We start from the raw sequence: 16,891 nt of genomic DNA, 5'->3' as shown, positions 1-16,891 counted from the left end.
CAAACCCCATTTTGTTCCCAAGCGGCCTTGCGCGGCAGAGCCCCCGTCATAGCCTAATCCATGCGAGGCCCTGAAACCGCGCGGGCGGAAAATCTGATCCGCGCAGGCGGAAAAAAGGTGGACACCATGCACGTCGGCAATGCCCGTTATCTCGAAGCGTCGGATCTGCCCGGGATGGTTCCCGTTTTTCCGTTGACGGGCGTTCTGCTTCTGCCGGGCGCGCAACTGCCGCTGAACATTTTCGAGCCCCGATACCTTGCCATGTTCGACGACGCGCTGGCCGGCAATCGGCTGATCGCGATGGTCCAGCCCTCGCTCTCCAGCGAACGCGAGGAATCCGAACCCGGCATGACGCAGGCGCTGTGCGAAGTCGGCTGCATCGGCCGAATCACCTCTTTCACCGAGACCGGCGACGGGCGCTACGTCATCTCGCTGACCGGCGTGTGTCGAATCCGCCTCTCCGACGAGGTGCACAATCACAAGGCCTACCGCACCTTCCGCATCGTCCCCTTCCTTGGCGACCTCGAGGGGCCTGAAGATGATGGCCAGGTGGATCGCAAGGCGCTGCTCGCGGCGTTTCGCGCCTATCTCAATGCCAACAAGCTGGAAGCGGACTGGGAGAGCGTGGAGCGGGCCAGCAATACGACGCTCGTCAACTCCATGGCAATGATGTCACCCTTCGGTCCGGCCGAAAAGCAGGCGCTTCTCGAGGCGCCCGACATGAAGACTCGCGCCGAAACGCTGATCGCCATCACCGAAATCGTGCTGGCTCGCAGCTTTGGCGATATCGACACGATTTTGCAGTGAGGCCGCGATGGATCTGGTCACCAGCAGCGTCGATCCGAAGCTTCTCGAATTGCTCGTCTGCCCCCTGACGAAGGGGCGCCTGACCTATGACCGCGCCGCAAACGAACTCGTGTCGGAAAGGGCGCGCCTCGCCTATCCCATCCGGGACGGCATCCCGATCATGCTGGTCTCCGAGGCTCGCAAGATCGAGGACTGACGTCGCCGCTCAGATCGCCTGCCCGGCGAGCATTTTCGGATCGGACGGCTTTGCAGCGCCAGAGGCTTGGCGGATGAAGAAGGACTTTAGCGACGGCAGGCGATCAACGAGACCGAGCCCGATATCGCGGGCAATGCGCACCGGCGTGATGTCGTTGGAAAACAGCCGGTTCAGCACATCGGTCGTGACCCCCATGCGGAACGTATCGAACCGCCGCCACATCTGGTAGCGCTCCAGCACCTCCTCCGAGCCGATGTCGAGACCGAGGCGATCGGCGTCGACAATGGTTTCGGCCAGCGCCGCCACATCCTTGAAGCCGAGGTTGAGGCCCTGGCCGGAAATCGGGTGAATGCCATGGGCGGCATCCCCGGCCAGCGCAAAGCGCGGCGCGATGAAGCTGCGTGCCAGCGTCAGCCCCAGAGGGTAGGCCCGCCGGCCGCCAACGACGCGGATCTGCCCGAAGCGATGGCCGAAACGGCGCTCCAGTTCCTCCTCGAACACAAGATCATCGCTGGCGATCAATCGCTCCGCATCCTCGGTGCGCTCGGTCCAGACCAGCGAGGACCGGTTGTTGGGAAGCGGTAGTGTGGCAAAAGGACCGGCCGGCAGGAAATGTTCGAAGGCGGTGCCCTCATGGGAGCGCTCGTGCTCGACCGTCGTGACGATGCCGGACTGGCCATAGTCGAAATGCACCGTCTTGATGCCGGCCGCATCGCGCAGCTTGGAACGCACGCCGTCGCAGGCCACGAGCAGCCGCGCCGGGATCACGTCGCCCGAGGCGAGCGTCAGCGTCACGCTGGCGACGTCGGTGGAAAAGCCGTTCGCCACCACGCCCTGCCGGATCTCGACGCCGGCCTTCTCGGCTGCGCTGCGCAGGGCGCCGACCATCGCGACATTGGGCACCATATGCGCAAAGGCGCCCTCCTCCGTCAGTCCCTCGAAAGTGAGGAAGACGGGGCGAACGGGATCGCCGCTGCGCGAATCGGTGATGTCCATGCGCAGAATCGGCTCGGCCTGCGGCAGGATCTCGTCCCAGACGCCGAGCACGTCGAGCATCCGGCTGGCCGCCGCGGCGATGGCGGAGGCGCGTTCATCGCGCCGCCAGGCATCTTCCGGTGCGGCATCGATGACGGTGACGCCAAGGTGCGGCGCGGCCGTTTTGACCGAAAGCGCCAGCGCAAGGCCCACATAACCGCCACCGGCAACCAGAAGATCGATCATAGCGCGCACTCCGAAAGGCTTGAGACAATTGCGCTCCCTATATAGTCCAGAGAAACGTCTGTTCCTACCGCTGGAGAGTGCCGAAAATGTCGCGCCCGCAAACCGAGACTGAAACGACTGCTACCGCGACCAAAGCCGCGAAGACCGAATCGCATGTGGGTTCGAATGCTGCGATGGACGTGCTTCTGGAGACACTCGACCTTGAAAAGCTGGAGGAAAACCTGTTTCGCGGCCGCAGCCCGCAGGTCGGCTGGCAGCGCGTCTTTGGCGGGCAGGTGATCGGCCAGGCCCTCGTTGCCGCGCAGCGCACGGTGGATGCGGGACGCTACGTGCATTCGCTGCACGCCTATTTCATGCGCCCCGGCGACCCCGCCGTGCCGATCATTTACGAGGTGGACCGCATTCGCGACGGCGCCAGTTTCGCCACCCGCCGTGTCGTTGCCATCCAGCACGGCAAGGCGATCTTCTCCATGTCCGCCTCCTTCCAGTTCGATGAAGAGGGTTTCGAGCATCAGTTCCCCATGCCAAAGGTGCCGGCGCCGGAACAGTTGCTCGGCGAGAAGGAAATCGCCGAACGGTTCCTTGCCGGTGCGCCGGAGGCGATCCGCCGCTACTGGGAACGGCCGCGCCCGATCGAGATCAGGCCGGTCTCGCTCACGCACTACTTCTCGCGTGACAAACTGGAACCGACGCAGGACGTCTGGGTAAAGGCCGTCGGCAAGGTGCCGGAGGAACGTCATCTTCAGGCCGCCGTGCTCGCCTATCTCTCGGATATGACGCTGCTCGACACGTCGCTCTACGCCCACGGCACCTCGGTCTTCGACCGCACGCTGCAGGTGGCAAGCCTCGACCACGCCATGTGGTTTCATCGCCCGTCGGCCATGGATGACTGGCTGCTCTACACCCAAGATAGCCCCAGCGCCCATGGTGCACGCGGCATGACACGCGGCAGTCTCTTCGACCGGCAGGGGCGCCTGATCGCCTCCGTCGCGCAGGAAGGTCTGATTCGCAAAAAGGCATATGACTAAATAATGATCATTTTTGCCGAGGCGCCTGCAAATTAGGCGATTTTACTGCCGCTATTTTTGGCGGCAGCGGCGCTCACGCGACCCTTTCATGGCAGTTTTACGGTTTTTCAACGCAATCCATTCGGTGCGCGTGAATCTGGCACGCCCCTTGAATGTCATTGTCCAGTCGCCGGGAGTGAACCTCTCTCGCGGCAGGAGAGACGGCGACACGCCGAGATGAACACGAAGGATGGGAACCAGATGAAAATTGTGATGGCCATTATCAAGCCGTTCAAGCTGGACGAGGTCCGCGAGGCCCTCACGGCGATCGGCATCCAGGGCCTGACGGTGACCGAGGTCAAGGGTTACGGCCGCCAAAAGGGGCATACGGAAATCTACCGCGGCACCGAATATGCCGTCAGCTTCCTGCCCAAGCTCAAGATTGAAATCGCCGTCGCATCGGAAGTCGTCGACAAGGCCGTCGAGGCGATCGCCTCCGCCGCCAAGACCGGCCAGATCGGCGATGGCAAGATCTTCGTCTACTCGATCGACCACGCCGTGCGCATCCGCACCGGCGAAACGGATTCAGAAGCGCTGTAAGTCAGGCTTTAGGGAGCACTTTTCAATGACGTCAAACAAGCTTTCCACCTCGCTCAGCCTGGCGGGCGCCACCATGGCGGCAGTTCTTGCCCCCATCGTCGCCTTCGCCCAGGAAGCCGCACCGGCCGCCGCCGAGGCAGCTCCGGCTGCTGCCGCTGCCGCAGCGCCTGTCATGGACAAGGGTGACACCGCCTTCATGTTCCTCTGCACGATCCTCGTGCTCTTCATGCTGATGCCGGGCCTCGGCCTGTTCTACGGCGGCCTCGTGCGCGCCAAGAACATGCTCTCCGTGCTGATGCAGTGCACGGTCGCCGGCGCAGTCGTCATGCTCGCCTGGGTGATCTACGGCTACTCCTTCGCCTTCGGCGGCTCCGAATCGCCGTTCTGGGGCGGCACCGCCAAGCTCTTCCTGTCGGGCGTCACCAAGGACACGACGGCAGCAACCTTCTCTGCCGGCGTCGTCATTCCGGAATACATCTTCGTCATGTTCCAGATGACCTTCGCGGCCATCACGCCTGCCCTGATCGTCGGCGCCTTCGCCGAGCGCATCAAGTTCTCGGCAGCCATCCTGTTCTGCCTGCTTTGGGCAACCTTCGTCTACTTCCCGATCGCCCACATGGTCTGGGATGCCAAGGGCCTGATCTTCGGCTGGGGCGCACTCGACTTTGCCGGCGGCACCGTCGTTCACATCAATGCCGGTGTTGCGGGCCTGATCGGCTGCATGATGGTCGGCAAGCGCACCGGCTACGGCAAGGACATGATGGCACCGCACTCCATGACCCTGACGCTCGTCGGCGCGGCCATGCTGTGGGTCGGCTGGTTCGGCTTCAACGCCGGTTCCAACCTCGAAGCTTCCGGCGGCGCGATGCTCGCGACCGTCAACACCTTCATCGCCACGGCCGCCGCCATCGTCTCCTGGTCGCTGGTTGAAACCTTCACCCGCGGCAAGGCATCGGCCCTCGGTGCTGCCTCGGGCATGATCGCCGGCCTCGTCGCCATCACGCCTGCCGCCGGTCTTGTCGGCCCGATGGGTGGCATCGTCATGGGCCTGCTCGTCTCGCCGATCTGCTACTTCTTCGTATCCGTCATCAAGAACAAGTTCGGCTATGACGACACTGCCGACGTCTTCGGCGTCCATGGCGTGGGCGGTCTCTTCGGCGCCCTTGCCACCGGTATCTTCACCTCGTCTTCGCTGGGCGGCGTCGGCTATGTCGAAGGCGTCACCATGGGCGCCCAGTTCATGACGCAGGTCTACGCCGTGCTCGTGACGCTCGTCTGGTGCGGCATCGGCTCGCTCGTCCTCTACAAGGTCGTCGACCTCATCGTCGGCCTGCGCGTGCCGGTCGAGGCCGAGCGTGAGGGTCTCGACCTCTCCTCCCACGGCGAAGCCGCCTACCACAACTAAGCGCTTCCGGCGCCGCCCGCGCGGCGCCGGTTTGCCTCTGTGGGAACGCAGTTCCTATCTAACGCCATGGCCCGGATCGCCGCGATCCGGGCCATTTTCATGTGTCGGCCGGCCTCACGATCTTCGTGCGCATGGTTAATGGCCCATTAACCCCGCTCCCCTAAGGTGCAATCGGACAGGTGGGCCACATCGGGCCCGGGACGCATTCCACAACGGACAGCAGACATCATGGGCAGAAGCAATCAGATGGCGATCGACGGCCGCGCCGAACGGTTCGTCTTGTCTCATTTCCTCCTGCGGCAGCTGGGAACCCTGACGGGCACAGCGCTCTTCGTCGCACTGGCGCTCGCCATCACGGCGCTGGCGACCTGGAATGTGGAGGATCCGAGCTTCTCCTTCGCAACCTCCAATCCGCCGACAAATCTGCTCGGCGTGCCCGGCGCCACCTTTGCCGATATCTTCATGCAGTTCTTCGGCCTTGCCAGCGTCATCGCCCTGCTGCCGGTCGTCGCCTGGGCCTTCATCCTCGTCACCCATCGCCGCACCGACAAGCTTTTGAAGCGCGCCATTGCCTGGTTCCTCGGCTCGGTCTTTGCCGCCGCCGCACTCGCCTGCGTCCCCGCCCCCATCACCTGGCCGCTTCCGAATGGCCTTGGCGGCGTCTTTGGCGATATGATCCTGCGCTTTCCCGCTCTTTTCACCGGCACCTTCCCCACGGGCGGCTTTGCAATTGCCTGCGGCATCGTCTTTGCCATCCCGGCCACCGGCGCCCTCATCCTTTCGACCGGCCTCGTTGCCGTCGATGATCCCGTCGATGACGAGCCGTCAGCGCCAGCGACCCCCAGCAAGGCCCGCACGGTGCGCGACGAAGTGGAAGACGAGGACGATCGCGGCGGCCCCTTCACGCTGATCGCCGGCGCGCTCGCCCATATGCGCTTTACGGCGGAAGCCCGCGCGCGCCGTCTCTTCGGCCTGAAAAACGCAGGCCGCCGCCGGCGCGGTGATGCCTTCGAGGAACCCTACGACTTCAACAACGACGAATTCGGGACGCTCAATGAGCCGAACCGCCCGCGCGGACGCAATGCAGGCGAGCGGATCGAGCCCTCGCTTAACCGCTCCGAACGCCGCATCATGTCGCCGCCCTCCATTTCCCACGAGGGTGACGAGGACGACGACGACGATTTTGACAGGGATGACCTGCGCCCCGCCGGCATCCTGCCCGACGACGAGGACGATGATCCGGCGGCTGACTGGGCGCCGCGTCCCGCGCCGAAGCGTTCCGGCCTGCCGGGCTCTTCCCGGGTCTCCGCCGCAGCTCCCCGCCCGCGTCCCGGCAGCCGCGCCGATCGCGAAGCGCAGGCGTCCTTCATCGATGAGGATGGCGACTACACGCTGCCGCCCATCCACTTCCTCGCGGAACCGAAGAATGTCGCCAAGGACGCGACGCTATCTGCCGACGCGCTGGAGCAGAATGCCCGCATGCTGGAAGGCGTGCTGGAAGATTTCGGGGTCAAGGGCGAGATCATCCATGTCCGCCCCGGGCCGGTCGTCACGCTTTACGAGCTGGAGCCCGCACCTGGCATCAAATCCTCCCGCGTCATCGGTCTTGCCGACGATATCGCCCGCTCCATGAGTGCGATTGCCGCCCGCGTCGCCGTCGTACCGGGCCGCAACGCCATCGGCATCGAACTGCCGAACCAGCGCCGCGAAACCGTCTACCTGCGCGAACTCGTCGCCTCCCGCGACTTCGAAAGCTCCAAGGCGCGCCTTGCCATGGCGCTCGGCAAGACCATCGGTGGCGAGCCGGTCATCGCCGATCTCGCCAAGATGCCTCATCTTCTCGTCGCCGGTACCACCGGCTCGGGCAAGTCGGTCGCCATCAACACGATGATCCTCTCGCTGGTCTATCGCCTGCGGCCCGACCAGTGCCGCCTGATCATGATCGATCCGAAGATGCTCGAACTTTCCGTTTATGACGGCATCCCACACCTCCTCTCCCCCGTCGTCACCGATCCCAAGAAGGCCGTTGTGGCGCTGAAGTGGACGGTGCGCGAGATGGAAGAGCGCTACAAGAAGATGTCGAAGATCGGCGTGCGCAACATCGACGGCTTCAACAGCCGCGTCGAGCAGGCGCTGGAGAAAGGCGAGGTGCTGACCCGCACCGTTCAGACCGGCTTCGACCGCCAGACCGGCGAAGCCATGTACGAGACCGAAGAATTCGATCTGAAGCCGATCCCCTATATCGTCGTCATCATCGACGAAATGGCCGACCTGATGATGGTCGCTGGCAAGGACATCGAAGGCGCCGTGCAGCGTCTCGCCCAGATGGCCCGTGCCGCCGGCATCCATGTCATCATGGCAACGCAGCGACCCTCGGTCGATGTCATCACCGGTACGATCAAGGCCAACTTCCCGACCCGCATCTCCTTCCAGGTGACCTCGAAGATCGACAGCCGCACGATCCTCGGCGAGCAGGGCGCCGAGCAGCTGCTCGGCATGGGCGACATGCTCTACATGGCCGGCGGCGGTCGCATCCAGCGCGTCCACGGCCCCTTCGTTTCGGATGGTGAGGTCGAGGAGATCGTCTCCTACCTGAAAAGCCAGGGCACACCGCAATATCTCGACGCCATCACCGAGGATGACGGTGAGGACGATGGCGAGGGCGGCGGCCCGGCCGGCACCGGCAACATGGCCGATAGCGATGATCCCTACGACCAAGCAGTCGCGGTCGTCCTGCGCGACGGCAAGGCATCGACCTCCTATATCCAGCGCCGTCTCGGCATCGGCTATAACAGGGCGGCCTCCCTCATCGAACGCATGGAGAAGGAAGGCCTGATCGGCCCTGCCAACCATGCCGGCAAACGCGAAATCCTCGTTCCGACCGAAGAGTGACCGGCCCCGCCGCCTGCCACAGGCGCGCGGCCACGGGCCAGTCCCGGCTGCAGGCGCCAAGCGGCCTGCGAACCCGAGCCGGGCCTTGAAGGTGCCGCAGTTGCGCGCCACATCAAGACAAAAGGAGATACCCATGAGCGAAAAGACTGTCCCCGCCGCCGGCCGTTTCATCGTTTCGCGCCGCGCGATCCTGGCGGGCACGGGCGTTTTGGCAACGGGCCTTGCTGTCGGCCTGCCGCTGCGCGGCGCATCCGCCCAGCAAACCTCGGGCGCGGCCCAGAAGATCGCCGACCATTTTGCCTCTGTGAAGACCATGGCCGGCGAATTCGTCCAGTTCGGCCCGCGCGGCGAACAGACCGGCGGCAAGTTCTACATCAGCCGCCCCGGCAAGATCCGCTTCAACTATGACGCCCCCTCGCCGATGCGGGTGATCGCCGATGGCAAGTCGGTCGTGATCGGCAACCAGAAGCTCAAGACCTGGGACATCTATCCCCTGTCCAAAACGCCGCTGAACATCCTCCTTGGCGACAAGATCGACCTGAACGGCGCCATGGTGCGCAACGTGAAGGAGGAGGCCGACCTCATCACAATCGTGCTCGGCGACAGGTCGATTTTCGGCGATTCGACGATCACCATGATGTTCGATCCGCGCACCTACGACTTGCGGCAATGGACCATCACCGACGCCCAGAAGAAAGACACGTCCGTGATGATCTTTAATGTGCAGACCGGCCTGCCGATGGACGACCGCGTTTTCCGCATCCCCTATGACGAAGTGCGCAACCGGGGTTGAACCAGTTGTGGACGCGAGGGCGGGCCTAACGCCACATGGGGTGGCCTTGTCGCCGTGAAAAGCCTATTTCAAAAAGCCGCGCCGCGTTCCCGCAGTGCGGCTCTGCTTTTCATGAGGACAATCCGTGGCCCTGACGATCGCGACCTGGAACATCAATTCGATCCGCCTGCGCATGCCGATCGTCGAACGGTTTCTCAACGCCCATCAGCCGGATATCCTGTGCCTGCAGGAAACCAAGTGCCCGAATGACCTTTTCCCGCATGCGCCGCTGGAAGCGCTCGGCTACCGCCACATCGCCATACACGGCCAGAAGGGCTATCACGGGGTCGCGACGCTTTCACGCCTACCGATCGAGGAAACGATCGAACGGCGCGATTATTGCAACATCGGCGACAGCCGCCATCTCTCGGTGATCTTCACCGCCGGCGGCAAGCGCATTCGCCTGCATAATTTCTATGTGCCAGCCGGCGGCGACGAGCCGGACCGCAACATCAATCCGAAGTTCGGCCACAAGCTCGATTTCCTGGAGGAGATGAAGCTGCTGAAGGCGGATGCCGACGCGGGTATCTCGTCCATCCTTGTCGGCGATCTCAACATCGCGCCGCTGGAGCACGATGTCTGGTCCCACAAGCAGCTTTTGAAGATCGTCAGCCACACGCCGGTGGAGACGGAAGGCATGCTCGCCATGATGGCCGGCGGCAACTGGGTGGATCTCATGCGCCAGCACACGCCCGAACCAACGAAGCTTTATACGTGGTGGAGCTACCGCGCCCAGGACTGGGCCGCCGCCGACCGTGGCCGACGCCTCGACCATATCTGGTCCTCCGCCGACCTTGCTCCGCACCTGAAAGACATGCAGATCCTGCGCGAAGCCCGCGGCTGGGAGCGCCCATCCGACCACGTCCCGGTGATTGCCACCTTCGATCTGTGACCGCAGAGCGGGGAAACCTCAGGAGAAGCGGGGAGCGAGTGCCGCAGCGCCGTCAACAAGCCTGGCAAGATTGTCCTTGATGCGCTGCTCCACGACACGCCCGACATCCGGATATTCTTCGAGGAGACGCTGGAAGAGAGGCCTGCCAATGCGCATCACATCGCATTCCGTCTCGGCAATGGCGGTAAACTTGCGCCGCACGGCAGAAATCATCGCAAGTTCCGACAGCAGCGTACCCCGCCCGACAGTGGCGATGTAATCGGTACGCCCATGTTCGGTCCGGCTGAGAGACAGCGTGCCGCGCACGACGACATAGGCGCAATCGGCCGGGCTTCCGGCCACGAACAGCACTTCGCCGGCCTCGACGCGCTGGTGCTCGGCCCCGAAGGCGACCAGCCGCAGCCGGTCCTGGTCAAAGCCGGAAAACAGCGGGGAGCCCTGCAGCAGGGCAATATCGTCGGCAAGCGCCATCCAGAACCTTCAGACATGCAAACGCGGCCGGAACCGCTGTAACGACAAAGACATAAACCATCGCCCCGAGAATCGGAATCGATTTTCGGGGCGATGGCATCGTGCAAATGAGGAGGCAGGCGGCGGCGATCAGGGAACGATCTTGTAGCCGCCGTTTTCCGTCACGAGGATTTCGGCATTGGAGGGATCACGCTCGATCTTCTGGCGCAAACGGTAGACGTGGGTTTCCAGCGTATGGGTCGTCACGCCGGAATTGTAACCCCAAACCTCTTCCAACAGGATGTCGCGCGTCACCACCTTCTGTTCGGCGCGGTAGAGATAGCGGATGATCGCCGCCTCTTTTTCTGTCAGGCGGATCTTCTGGCCGTTTTCCATCGTCAGAAGCTTCTGGCTCGGCTTGAACGTATAGGGGCCGACGGTGAAGGTGGCATCCTCGCTCTGCTCGTGCTGGCGCAGCTGCGCGCGGATGCGGGCGAGCAAAACGGCAAAGCGGAACGGCTTCGTCACGTAATCATTGGCGCCGGCTTCGAGCCCGAGGATCGTGTCGGAATCGGTATCGTGGCCCGTCAACATGATGATCGGGGCCTTGAAGCCGCCCTTTCGCAGCAGTTTCACCGCCTCGCGCCCATCCATGTCCGGCAGGCCGACATCCATGATGACGAGATCGATCTGTCGGCTGCGCGCCGTCTGGATACCCTTGCCCGCCGTCGCCTCGTCGACGGTCTCGAATTCCTCGTAGAGAGAAAGCTGCTCGACAAGCGTTTCCCGCAGGTCATTGTCATCATCGACGAGAAGGAGAGTTCGGGCTGTCATGGGCTGTCCGGTTCTGTTTGAAGTGTATTAGAGGTAAGTGTTCCCGCGTCAATGGCAAGGCCGGATGCGCAGTGTGTTCCCTGTTTACGCATGTGCTACGGTGCCAATGCCATCACGGACAAGCACAACTGCGTGAAACCAGAGACAGAATGCCCCCGCACCGCAAGACCTCCCCAGCACCGATCCTCACGTTACGCGCCCTGCCGGGCCAACCGCAACGGGGCCTTTTGACCATCGGCGTAATCACTGTCCCCGCCGCGATCGGCCGCTCCGGCCGCACCAGCCGCAAGCGCGAGGGCGACGGCGGAACCCCGATCGCCACGATGCCCGTGCTCGAGGGCTTCTGGCGTGCTGACCGCGGTCCACGACCCCTCACCCGCCTGCCGATGAAGCCCATAGCGCACGATGCACTCTGGTGCGATGCGCCGCGCCACCCCCTCTATAACCGCCCCGCGCGCAAGCCGCTGGCGGCGAGCCATGAAGAGATGCGCAGGGACGACGAACTCTACGACATCTGCATCGTGCTCGACTGGAACGTGAGAAGCCGAAAGCGCTATGGCGGCTCCGCCATCTTCTTCCATCTCGCCCGCCCCGGCTTCACGCCGACCGAAGGGTGCGTGGCCATTTCCGAAAAAGCCATGCGCCGCCTCCTGCCGGTCATTGGACCCGGCACGCGCCTGCGCGTGGTTTGAAAGGCCTTTCAATCCCGTTTCAACGGCCTATATCCCCTTCCCATATCCGTGCGTGCGCTGTCAGTGTTTTTCGCGATGGCGCGGCAGGCTTCCGATCTTTCCCGACGCGACAACGGAGACGACCGTGACGATCACCCAGCCGACGATCAGCTTTCATGATGGCAATGCCATCCCGCAAGTGGGCCTCGGCGTTTGGCAGACGCCAAACGAGAACGCCGCAGACTGCGTACGCACCGCGCTTGAAACCGGTTACCGCCATGTGGACACTGCCGCCATCTACGACAATGAGAGCGGCGTCGGCGAAGGCATCAAGGCCTCCGGCGTCGAGCGTGGAGAGATCTTCCTGACGACGAAGCTGTGGAACGACCGGCAGGGCTTTGACAGCACGCTGCGTGCCTTCGACGAAAGCCTGGAGCGCTTGGGCACCGACTATGTCGATCTCTACCTCATCCACTGGCCCTCGCCGCATCGGGGCCTATTCGTGGACACGTGGAAAGCCTTCATCCGGCTGAAAGAAGAGGGACGCGCGCGTTCCATCGGCGTGTCCAACTTCTATCCGGAACATCTCGATCGTATCATCGACGAAACCGGCGTCATGCCCGTCCTCAACCAGATCGAGCTGCATCCGGATTTCCAGCAGGCAGAGACGCGCGCCGCCCACCAGCGCCACGGCATCATCACCCAGTCCTGGAGCCCGCTCGGGCAGGGCAAGCTGCTCGGCCATCCCATGCTCTCGGCCATCGCCGCCAAGCACGGCCGCACCACCGCGCAAGTGATCATTCGCTGGCATATCGATATGGGCTTCGTGGTCATCCCGAAGTCGGTCACGCCGAACCGGATCGTCGAGAATTTCCAGGTCTTCGACTTCGCCCTCGACGCTGACGACCTTGCCTTGATCGCCAAGCTCGATGATTCCAGCGCCCGCATGGGACCGGATCCGATGACGGCAACCTTCTGACACGCCATCACAAACGAAAGGCCCCGGATGGAGAACCACCCGGGGCCTTTTCATGTCCGCCTCTCAAAAGGCAGCGATCAGTTCCATTCGCGGATATCGACGAAGTGGCCGGCAATCGCCGCCGCGGCCGCCATGGCCGGCGAGACGAGATGCGTGCGGCCCTTGAAGCCCTGACGGCCCTCGAAGTTGCGGTTCGACGTCGAGGCGCAGCGCTCGCCCGGCTTCAGCCGGTCGTCGTTCATGGCAAGGCACATGGAGCAGCCCGGCTCGCGCCAGTCGAAGCCGGCCGCCTTGAAGATCACGTCCAGACCTTCCTTCTCGGCCTGTTCCTTCACAAGGCCCGAGCCCGGAACGATCATGGCGCTGACGGTCGAGGCTACGGTCTTGCCTTCGACGACCTTGGCGACGGCGCGCAGATCCTCGATGCGACCATTGGTGCAGGAACCGATGAAGACGCGGTCGAGCGCAATGTCGGTGATCTTCGTGCCCGGCTTCAGGCCCATATAGTCGAGCGCACGCCACTTGGAACTGCGCTTGTTCTCGTCCTCGATCTCGTCCGGGTTCGGAACCGCACCCTGGACCGAGATCACGTCTTCCGGCGAGGAGCCCCAGGAGACGATCGGCGGCAGGTTGGCAGCATCGAGCACGACCACGCGGTCATAATGAGCGCCTTCATCCGTGGTGAGCGTCTTCCAGTAGTCGAGCGCCATGTCCCAGGCCTTGCCCTTCGGCGCGCGCGGCTTGTCCTTCACATAGGCGAAGGTCGTCTCGTCTGGCGCGATGAGGCCAGCGCGGGCGCCGCCTTCGATCGTCATGTTGCAGATCGTCATGCGCCCTTCCATCGACAGCGAGCGGATGGCCTCGCCGGCGAATTCGATGACGTAGCCGGTGCCGCCGGCCGTGCCGATCTCGCCGATGATGGCAAGGATGATGTCCTTGGCGGTGACGCCCGGCGGCAGCTGGTTGTCGACGCGCACCAGCATGTTCTTCGCCTTCTTCTGGATCAGCGTCTGGGTGGCCAGAACGTGCTCCACTTCAGAGGTGCCGATGCCGTGCGCCAGCGCGCCAAACGCCCCATGGGTGGAGGTGTGGCTGTCGCCGCACACGATCGTCATGCCCGGCAGGGTAAAGCCCTGTTCGGGACCGACGATATGCACGATGCCCTGGCGGATATCGTTTTCGGAATAGTATTCAACGCCGAAGTCGGCCGCGTTCTTTGCAAGCGCCTCGACCTGGATACGGCTTTCCTCGTTCTTGATGCCGAGCTTGCGGTCCGGCGAGGTCGGCACGTTGTGATCGACGACGGCGAGCGTCTTTTCCGGATGGCGAACCTTGCGGCCGGCCATGCGCAGCCCTTCGAAGGCCTGCGGGCTCGTCACCTCATGCACGAGGTGACGGTCGATGTAGAGCAGACAGGTGCCGTCATCCTGTTGGCTGACGACGTGGTCGTCCCAGATCTTGTCATAGAGTGTACGCGGTGCGCTCATGGCGTTTCGTCCCGTAATGTCGAGAAATGTCGGAAAAGCAAAAGCCGGATGGCCGCCGGCCGCGGCGGGCGTGCCTAGCCGAGAAGGCTGTTCAGCGCGCCGGACAGGCACGAGAAAAAGCGGGCCGGCAGGCGCTTGTGGTCCTGCAGCACGACGACTCCCCGGCAATTCAGTCCGAATTTGGATTCCATGACGGGCACATAGCAATTTTTTGAGCGCTCGGCAATTCTGCCGTTGCGTCGCGACTACTCGTTGATCGACGCCATGCCGGCCGGCGGCATGCAGGGGCGGCGCCCGCCGCCATAGGGCTGATAGGTGTTATCGGATGCGCGATAGGAGCGGTAGCGCGCCTTGCACCAGGAAGATGCTGCATCGTCCGGCAAAGCGGCGTAAAGGCCGTCATCGGTCCCGACGTCCGCAAGGGTCGTTTCGCCCTTGACCTCGAAAGGGGATTGGCAGGTGCGCAAGGTGCCCGAATAGCTGCGGTAGGTATTGTCTTCCGCCCGATACGACCGGTAGCGCTGCGCGCACCAGTCGACATGCGCCGTATTGACCCTTGGTGACGTTGCTTGCGGTGACGCGGCCTGCGCTTCCATGTCGGCAAGCATCGCGGCAGAGCCCTCGGGCGTCGGCTTACGCGCTGCCAGGATGGCGGGTGCCGTCTGGTTGTTCCGATCAAGATAGACGGGTGTGAAGGTCCACAGCGGCGCCCCCATATTGGCAAACGCGTGCGGCTTGGTCTGCACCCCCAGGGCGGATGCACCGGCAACCGCACCCGAAACAAGAAGCACGCCCAGACCGATACCGGCAACCGCCAACACGACCGTCTTCATTGGATCATCTCCGCTTACCTTTGATGAAAACCGAATGCGGAATTCGGCTCAAGGTTCCGGAAAGTTTCTACAATGGAGCAGGGAATGGGCTGTCAACGTCCATCGCCGCGGCCGAGCCGCAGGCGCTTTTCCAGCCGCCGGAGCACGAGCGAGAGGCCGATGGTCAGGATCAGGTAGATATAGGCAACGATCGAATAGGTTTCGAAGAAGCGGAAGGAGCCGGAAGCATAGACCTTCCCCATCTGCGTGATGTCGGCGACGCCAAGCACGGAGACGAGCGAACTGTCCTTGACCATCGCGACAAAATCGTTGCCGAGCGGCGGCAGGATGGTTCTGAGCGCCTGCGGAAAAACCACCAGCCGGAAACGCTGCGCACCCGTGAGGCCGAGCGCCTTCGCCGCCTCGATTTGCCCGGCGTCAACGGCAAGGATGCCGGCGCGAAACACCTCCGCAATGAAGGCGGAATAGCCGATCATCAGGGCGAGGATCGCCCGCCACATCAAAGAGAGGTCCCGCACCTGCATCGGCTCCATCAGCCCTTGGGCGACGAGGGGCGCAATCACGAGATTGACGAGGGCAACGAGGGCGGGTGCGCCGACAAAGGCGATATAGAACAGGAGGACGAGGATCGGGATACCCCGGATGACCTCCGTATAGAAGCGCGCGATCTGCCGCAGCACACCATGGCGGGACAGCCCCATCAACGCGATCATGAGGCCGAGCGCCGTCGCCAGCGTAAAGCCGGCCATCGTCACGAAGACGGTGACCCCGAGGCCCTTGATGACCGTGGAGAACACCTGCGTATAGAGATCATTGGCGATGATGACGCCGGCAAGGGCAAGGGCGATCAACACCAGAACGACCAGCCACCAGGGCTGGTCGTTGGCGTCGGGGCTGCCGGAAGGATGCGAAGCGGCCATTCTCTGGGGATCAGCCGCCCATCTTGTAGTCGAGGAACCACTTCTTGTTCAGCGCATCGAAGGTGCCGTCCGCCTTCAGCGCCTTGATGGCGGCATTGACGGGCGCGACGAGATCGGAACCCTTCGGGAAAATGAAGCCGAAGTCTTCGGTGCCGAGCGGCCCGCCGATCAGCTTCAGCCCGCCATTCGACGTCTCGACATAGCCCTTGCCGGCCGTTCCGTCCGTCAGCACGGCATCGACGTCGCCGGCCTTCAGGGCCTGAACGGTGGCGCCGAAGGTCTCGAAGAGCTTGATGCGCGGGTTCTGCTCGTTGCCGTCAAGCACTTCGTAGACAGCGGTGTAGAAGGGCGTCGTGCCAGGCTGCGCGCCGATCAGCCCGTCGGCAAAGGCGCCGAGGCTCTTGGCATCGGTGAAGCGCTTTTCGTCGCCGCGCACCAGCAGGAACTGTTCCGAGCGCATGTAGGGATCGGAGAAATCGACCTTCTCCTTGCGATCGTCCTTGATGGTGATGCCGGTCATGCCGATCTGGTACTGGCCGTCGGACACGGACTGGATCATCGCATCCCAGGAGGTGTTCTGGTACTCGACCTTGAAATTCAGTCGCTTGGCGATCTCGTTCATCGCATCATATTCCCAGCCGACCGCCTGGCCAGTCGAAGGCTCGACGAACTGCAGCGGCGGATAGGCATTTTCCGTCACGACGACGACGGTCTTGCCGCCGAGATCGGGAAGATCGGATGCGGAAACGGGGGCCGTGACAAACAGCGCGGCGGCGAGGCCGGCCATGCCGGCAAGAAATTGACGTCTGGGGGACATCGGGAAACTCCGGAAAATCTGAGGTATGCAAAGGTTTCACGATCCCGG

The 16,891-nt window shown here is 63.3% G+C and carries 17 protein-coding genes; 10 read left to right on the top strand and 7 right to left on the bottom strand.

The window, feature by feature from the left end; translation table 11 throughout:
* The first annotated feature begins 126 nt into the window (after positions 1–126).
* Complete coding sequence (locus F3H41_RS13075; RefSeq protein ID WP_149739199.1) at positions 127–807, top strand: LON peptidase substrate-binding domain-containing protein; 681 nt, start codon at positions 127–129, stop codon at positions 805–807.
* Positions 808–814: 7 nt separating this feature from the next.
* Positions 815–1,003 (top strand): Trm112 family protein, encoded by a 189-nt coding sequence (locus F3H41_RS13070; RefSeq protein WP_149739125.1) that lies wholly within the window; start codon positions 815–817, stop codon positions 1,001–1,003.
* 9 nt (positions 1,004–1,012) lie between these two features.
* Here F3H41_RS13070 and F3H41_RS13065 read toward each other — a convergent pair whose 3' ends face one another.
* Positions 1,013–2,224 carry a ubiquinone biosynthesis hydroxylase gene (locus tag F3H41_RS13065; RefSeq protein WP_149739124.1) on the bottom strand — a complete coding sequence of 404 codons (1,212 nt, stop codon included), beginning with the start codon at positions 2,222–2,224 and terminating at the stop codon, positions 1,013–1,015.
* A 173-nt stretch (positions 2,225–2,397) separates the two neighbouring features.
* Between F3H41_RS13065 and tesB the strand changes: the two genes are divergently transcribed.
* The 6 genes from tesB to xth all read left to right on the top strand — a co-directional run bounded on the left by tesB (position 2,398) and on the right by xth (position 9,852).
* Positions 2,398–3,252 (top strand): acyl-CoA thioesterase II, encoded by an 855-nt coding sequence (tesB, locus tag F3H41_RS13060; RefSeq protein ID WP_149739198.1) that lies wholly within the window; start codon positions 2,398–2,400, stop codon positions 3,250–3,252.
* A gap of 240 nt (positions 3,253–3,492) precedes the next feature.
* Positions 3,493–3,831, top strand: coding sequence for a P-II family nitrogen regulator (locus F3H41_RS13055; RefSeq protein WP_149739123.1), 339 nt, complete (start codon positions 3,493–3,495; stop codon positions 3,829–3,831).
* Positions 3,832–3,856: 25 nt separating this feature from the next.
* Positions 3,857–5,236, top strand: a complete 1,380-nt coding sequence (locus F3H41_RS13050) for an ammonium transporter (protein WP_149739122.1) — start codon at positions 3,857–3,859, stop codon at positions 5,234–5,236.
* 228 nt (positions 5,237–5,464) lie between these two features.
* Positions 5,465–8,128, top strand: coding sequence for a DNA translocase FtsK (locus F3H41_RS13045; protein WP_149739121.1), 2,664 nt, complete (start codon positions 5,465–5,467; stop codon positions 8,126–8,128).
* 133 nt (positions 8,129–8,261) lie between these two features.
* Positions 8,262–8,921, top strand: a complete 660-nt coding sequence (locus tag F3H41_RS13040; protein WP_149739120.1) for an outer membrane lipoprotein carrier protein LolA — start codon at positions 8,262–8,264, stop codon at positions 8,919–8,921.
* A 124-nt stretch (positions 8,922–9,045) separates the two neighbouring features.
* On the top strand, positions 9,046–9,852 hold the full coding sequence (gene xth, locus F3H41_RS13035) for an exodeoxyribonuclease III (protein ID WP_149739119.1): 807 nt from the start codon (positions 9,046–9,048) through the stop codon (positions 9,850–9,852).
* 18 nt (positions 9,853–9,870) lie between these two features.
* Here the strand turns inward: xth and F3H41_RS13030 are convergent, their stop codons facing one another.
* Together F3H41_RS13030 and F3H41_RS13025 are read right to left on the bottom strand one after the other, a co-directional pair.
* Positions 9,871–10,323: a cyclic nucleotide-binding domain-containing protein gene (locus F3H41_RS13030; RefSeq protein WP_149739118.1), complete on the bottom strand. Its 453-nt coding sequence runs from the start codon at positions 10,321–10,323 to the stop codon at positions 9,871–9,873.
* Positions 10,324–10,452: 129 nt separating this feature from the next.
* Positions 10,453–11,136 carry a response regulator transcription factor gene (locus F3H41_RS13025; RefSeq protein ID WP_149739117.1) on the bottom strand — a complete coding sequence of 228 codons (684 nt, stop codon included), beginning with the start codon at positions 11,134–11,136 and terminating at the stop codon, positions 10,453–10,455.
* 149 nt (positions 11,137–11,285) lie between these two features.
* Between F3H41_RS13025 and F3H41_RS13020 the strand changes: the two genes are divergently transcribed.
* On the top strand, positions 11,286–11,828 hold the full coding sequence (locus F3H41_RS13020; protein WP_149739116.1) for a L,D-transpeptidase family protein: 543 nt from the start codon (positions 11,286–11,288) through the stop codon (positions 11,826–11,828).
* Between the two features lie 130 nt (positions 11,829–11,958).
* Positions 11,959–12,786, top strand: coding sequence for an aldo/keto reductase (locus F3H41_RS13015; protein ID WP_149739197.1), 828 nt, complete (start codon positions 11,959–11,961; stop codon positions 12,784–12,786).
* 77 nt (positions 12,787–12,863) lie between these two features.
* Here the strand turns inward: F3H41_RS13015 and leuC are convergent, their stop codons facing one another.
* From leuC to F3H41_RS12995, 4 genes are all read right to left on the bottom strand, one after another.
* Positions 12,864–14,273, bottom strand: a complete 1,410-nt coding sequence (gene leuC / locus F3H41_RS13010; protein WP_149739115.1) for a 3-isopropylmalate dehydratase large subunit — start codon at positions 14,271–14,273, stop codon at positions 12,864–12,866.
* Positions 14,274–14,518: 245 nt separating this feature from the next.
* Positions 14,519–15,106: a BA14K family protein gene (locus tag F3H41_RS13005; protein WP_149739114.1), complete on the bottom strand. Its 588-nt coding sequence runs from the start codon at positions 15,104–15,106 to the stop codon at positions 14,519–14,521.
* 92 nt (positions 15,107–15,198) lie between these two features.
* Positions 15,199–16,026: an amino acid ABC transporter permease gene (locus tag F3H41_RS13000; RefSeq protein ID WP_149739113.1), complete on the bottom strand. Its 828-nt coding sequence runs from the start codon at positions 16,024–16,026 to the stop codon at positions 15,199–15,201.
* Between the two features lie 10 nt (positions 16,027–16,036).
* Positions 16,037–16,843 (bottom strand): basic amino acid ABC transporter substrate-binding protein, encoded by an 807-nt coding sequence (locus F3H41_RS12995; protein WP_149739112.1) that lies wholly within the window; start codon positions 16,841–16,843, stop codon positions 16,037–16,039.
* Positions 16,844–16,891 lie beyond the last annotated feature (48 nt).

Origin of the sequence: Rhizobium sp. RU20A (genome assembly GCF_900155885.1) — a bacterium.
In the GTDB taxonomy this organism is placed as follows: domain Bacteria; phylum Pseudomonadota; class Alphaproteobacteria; order Rhizobiales; family Rhizobiaceae; genus RU20A.
The sequence above is the reverse complement of the archived record's forward strand: the minus strand, read 5'-3'. Positions and strand labels throughout refer to the sequence as shown.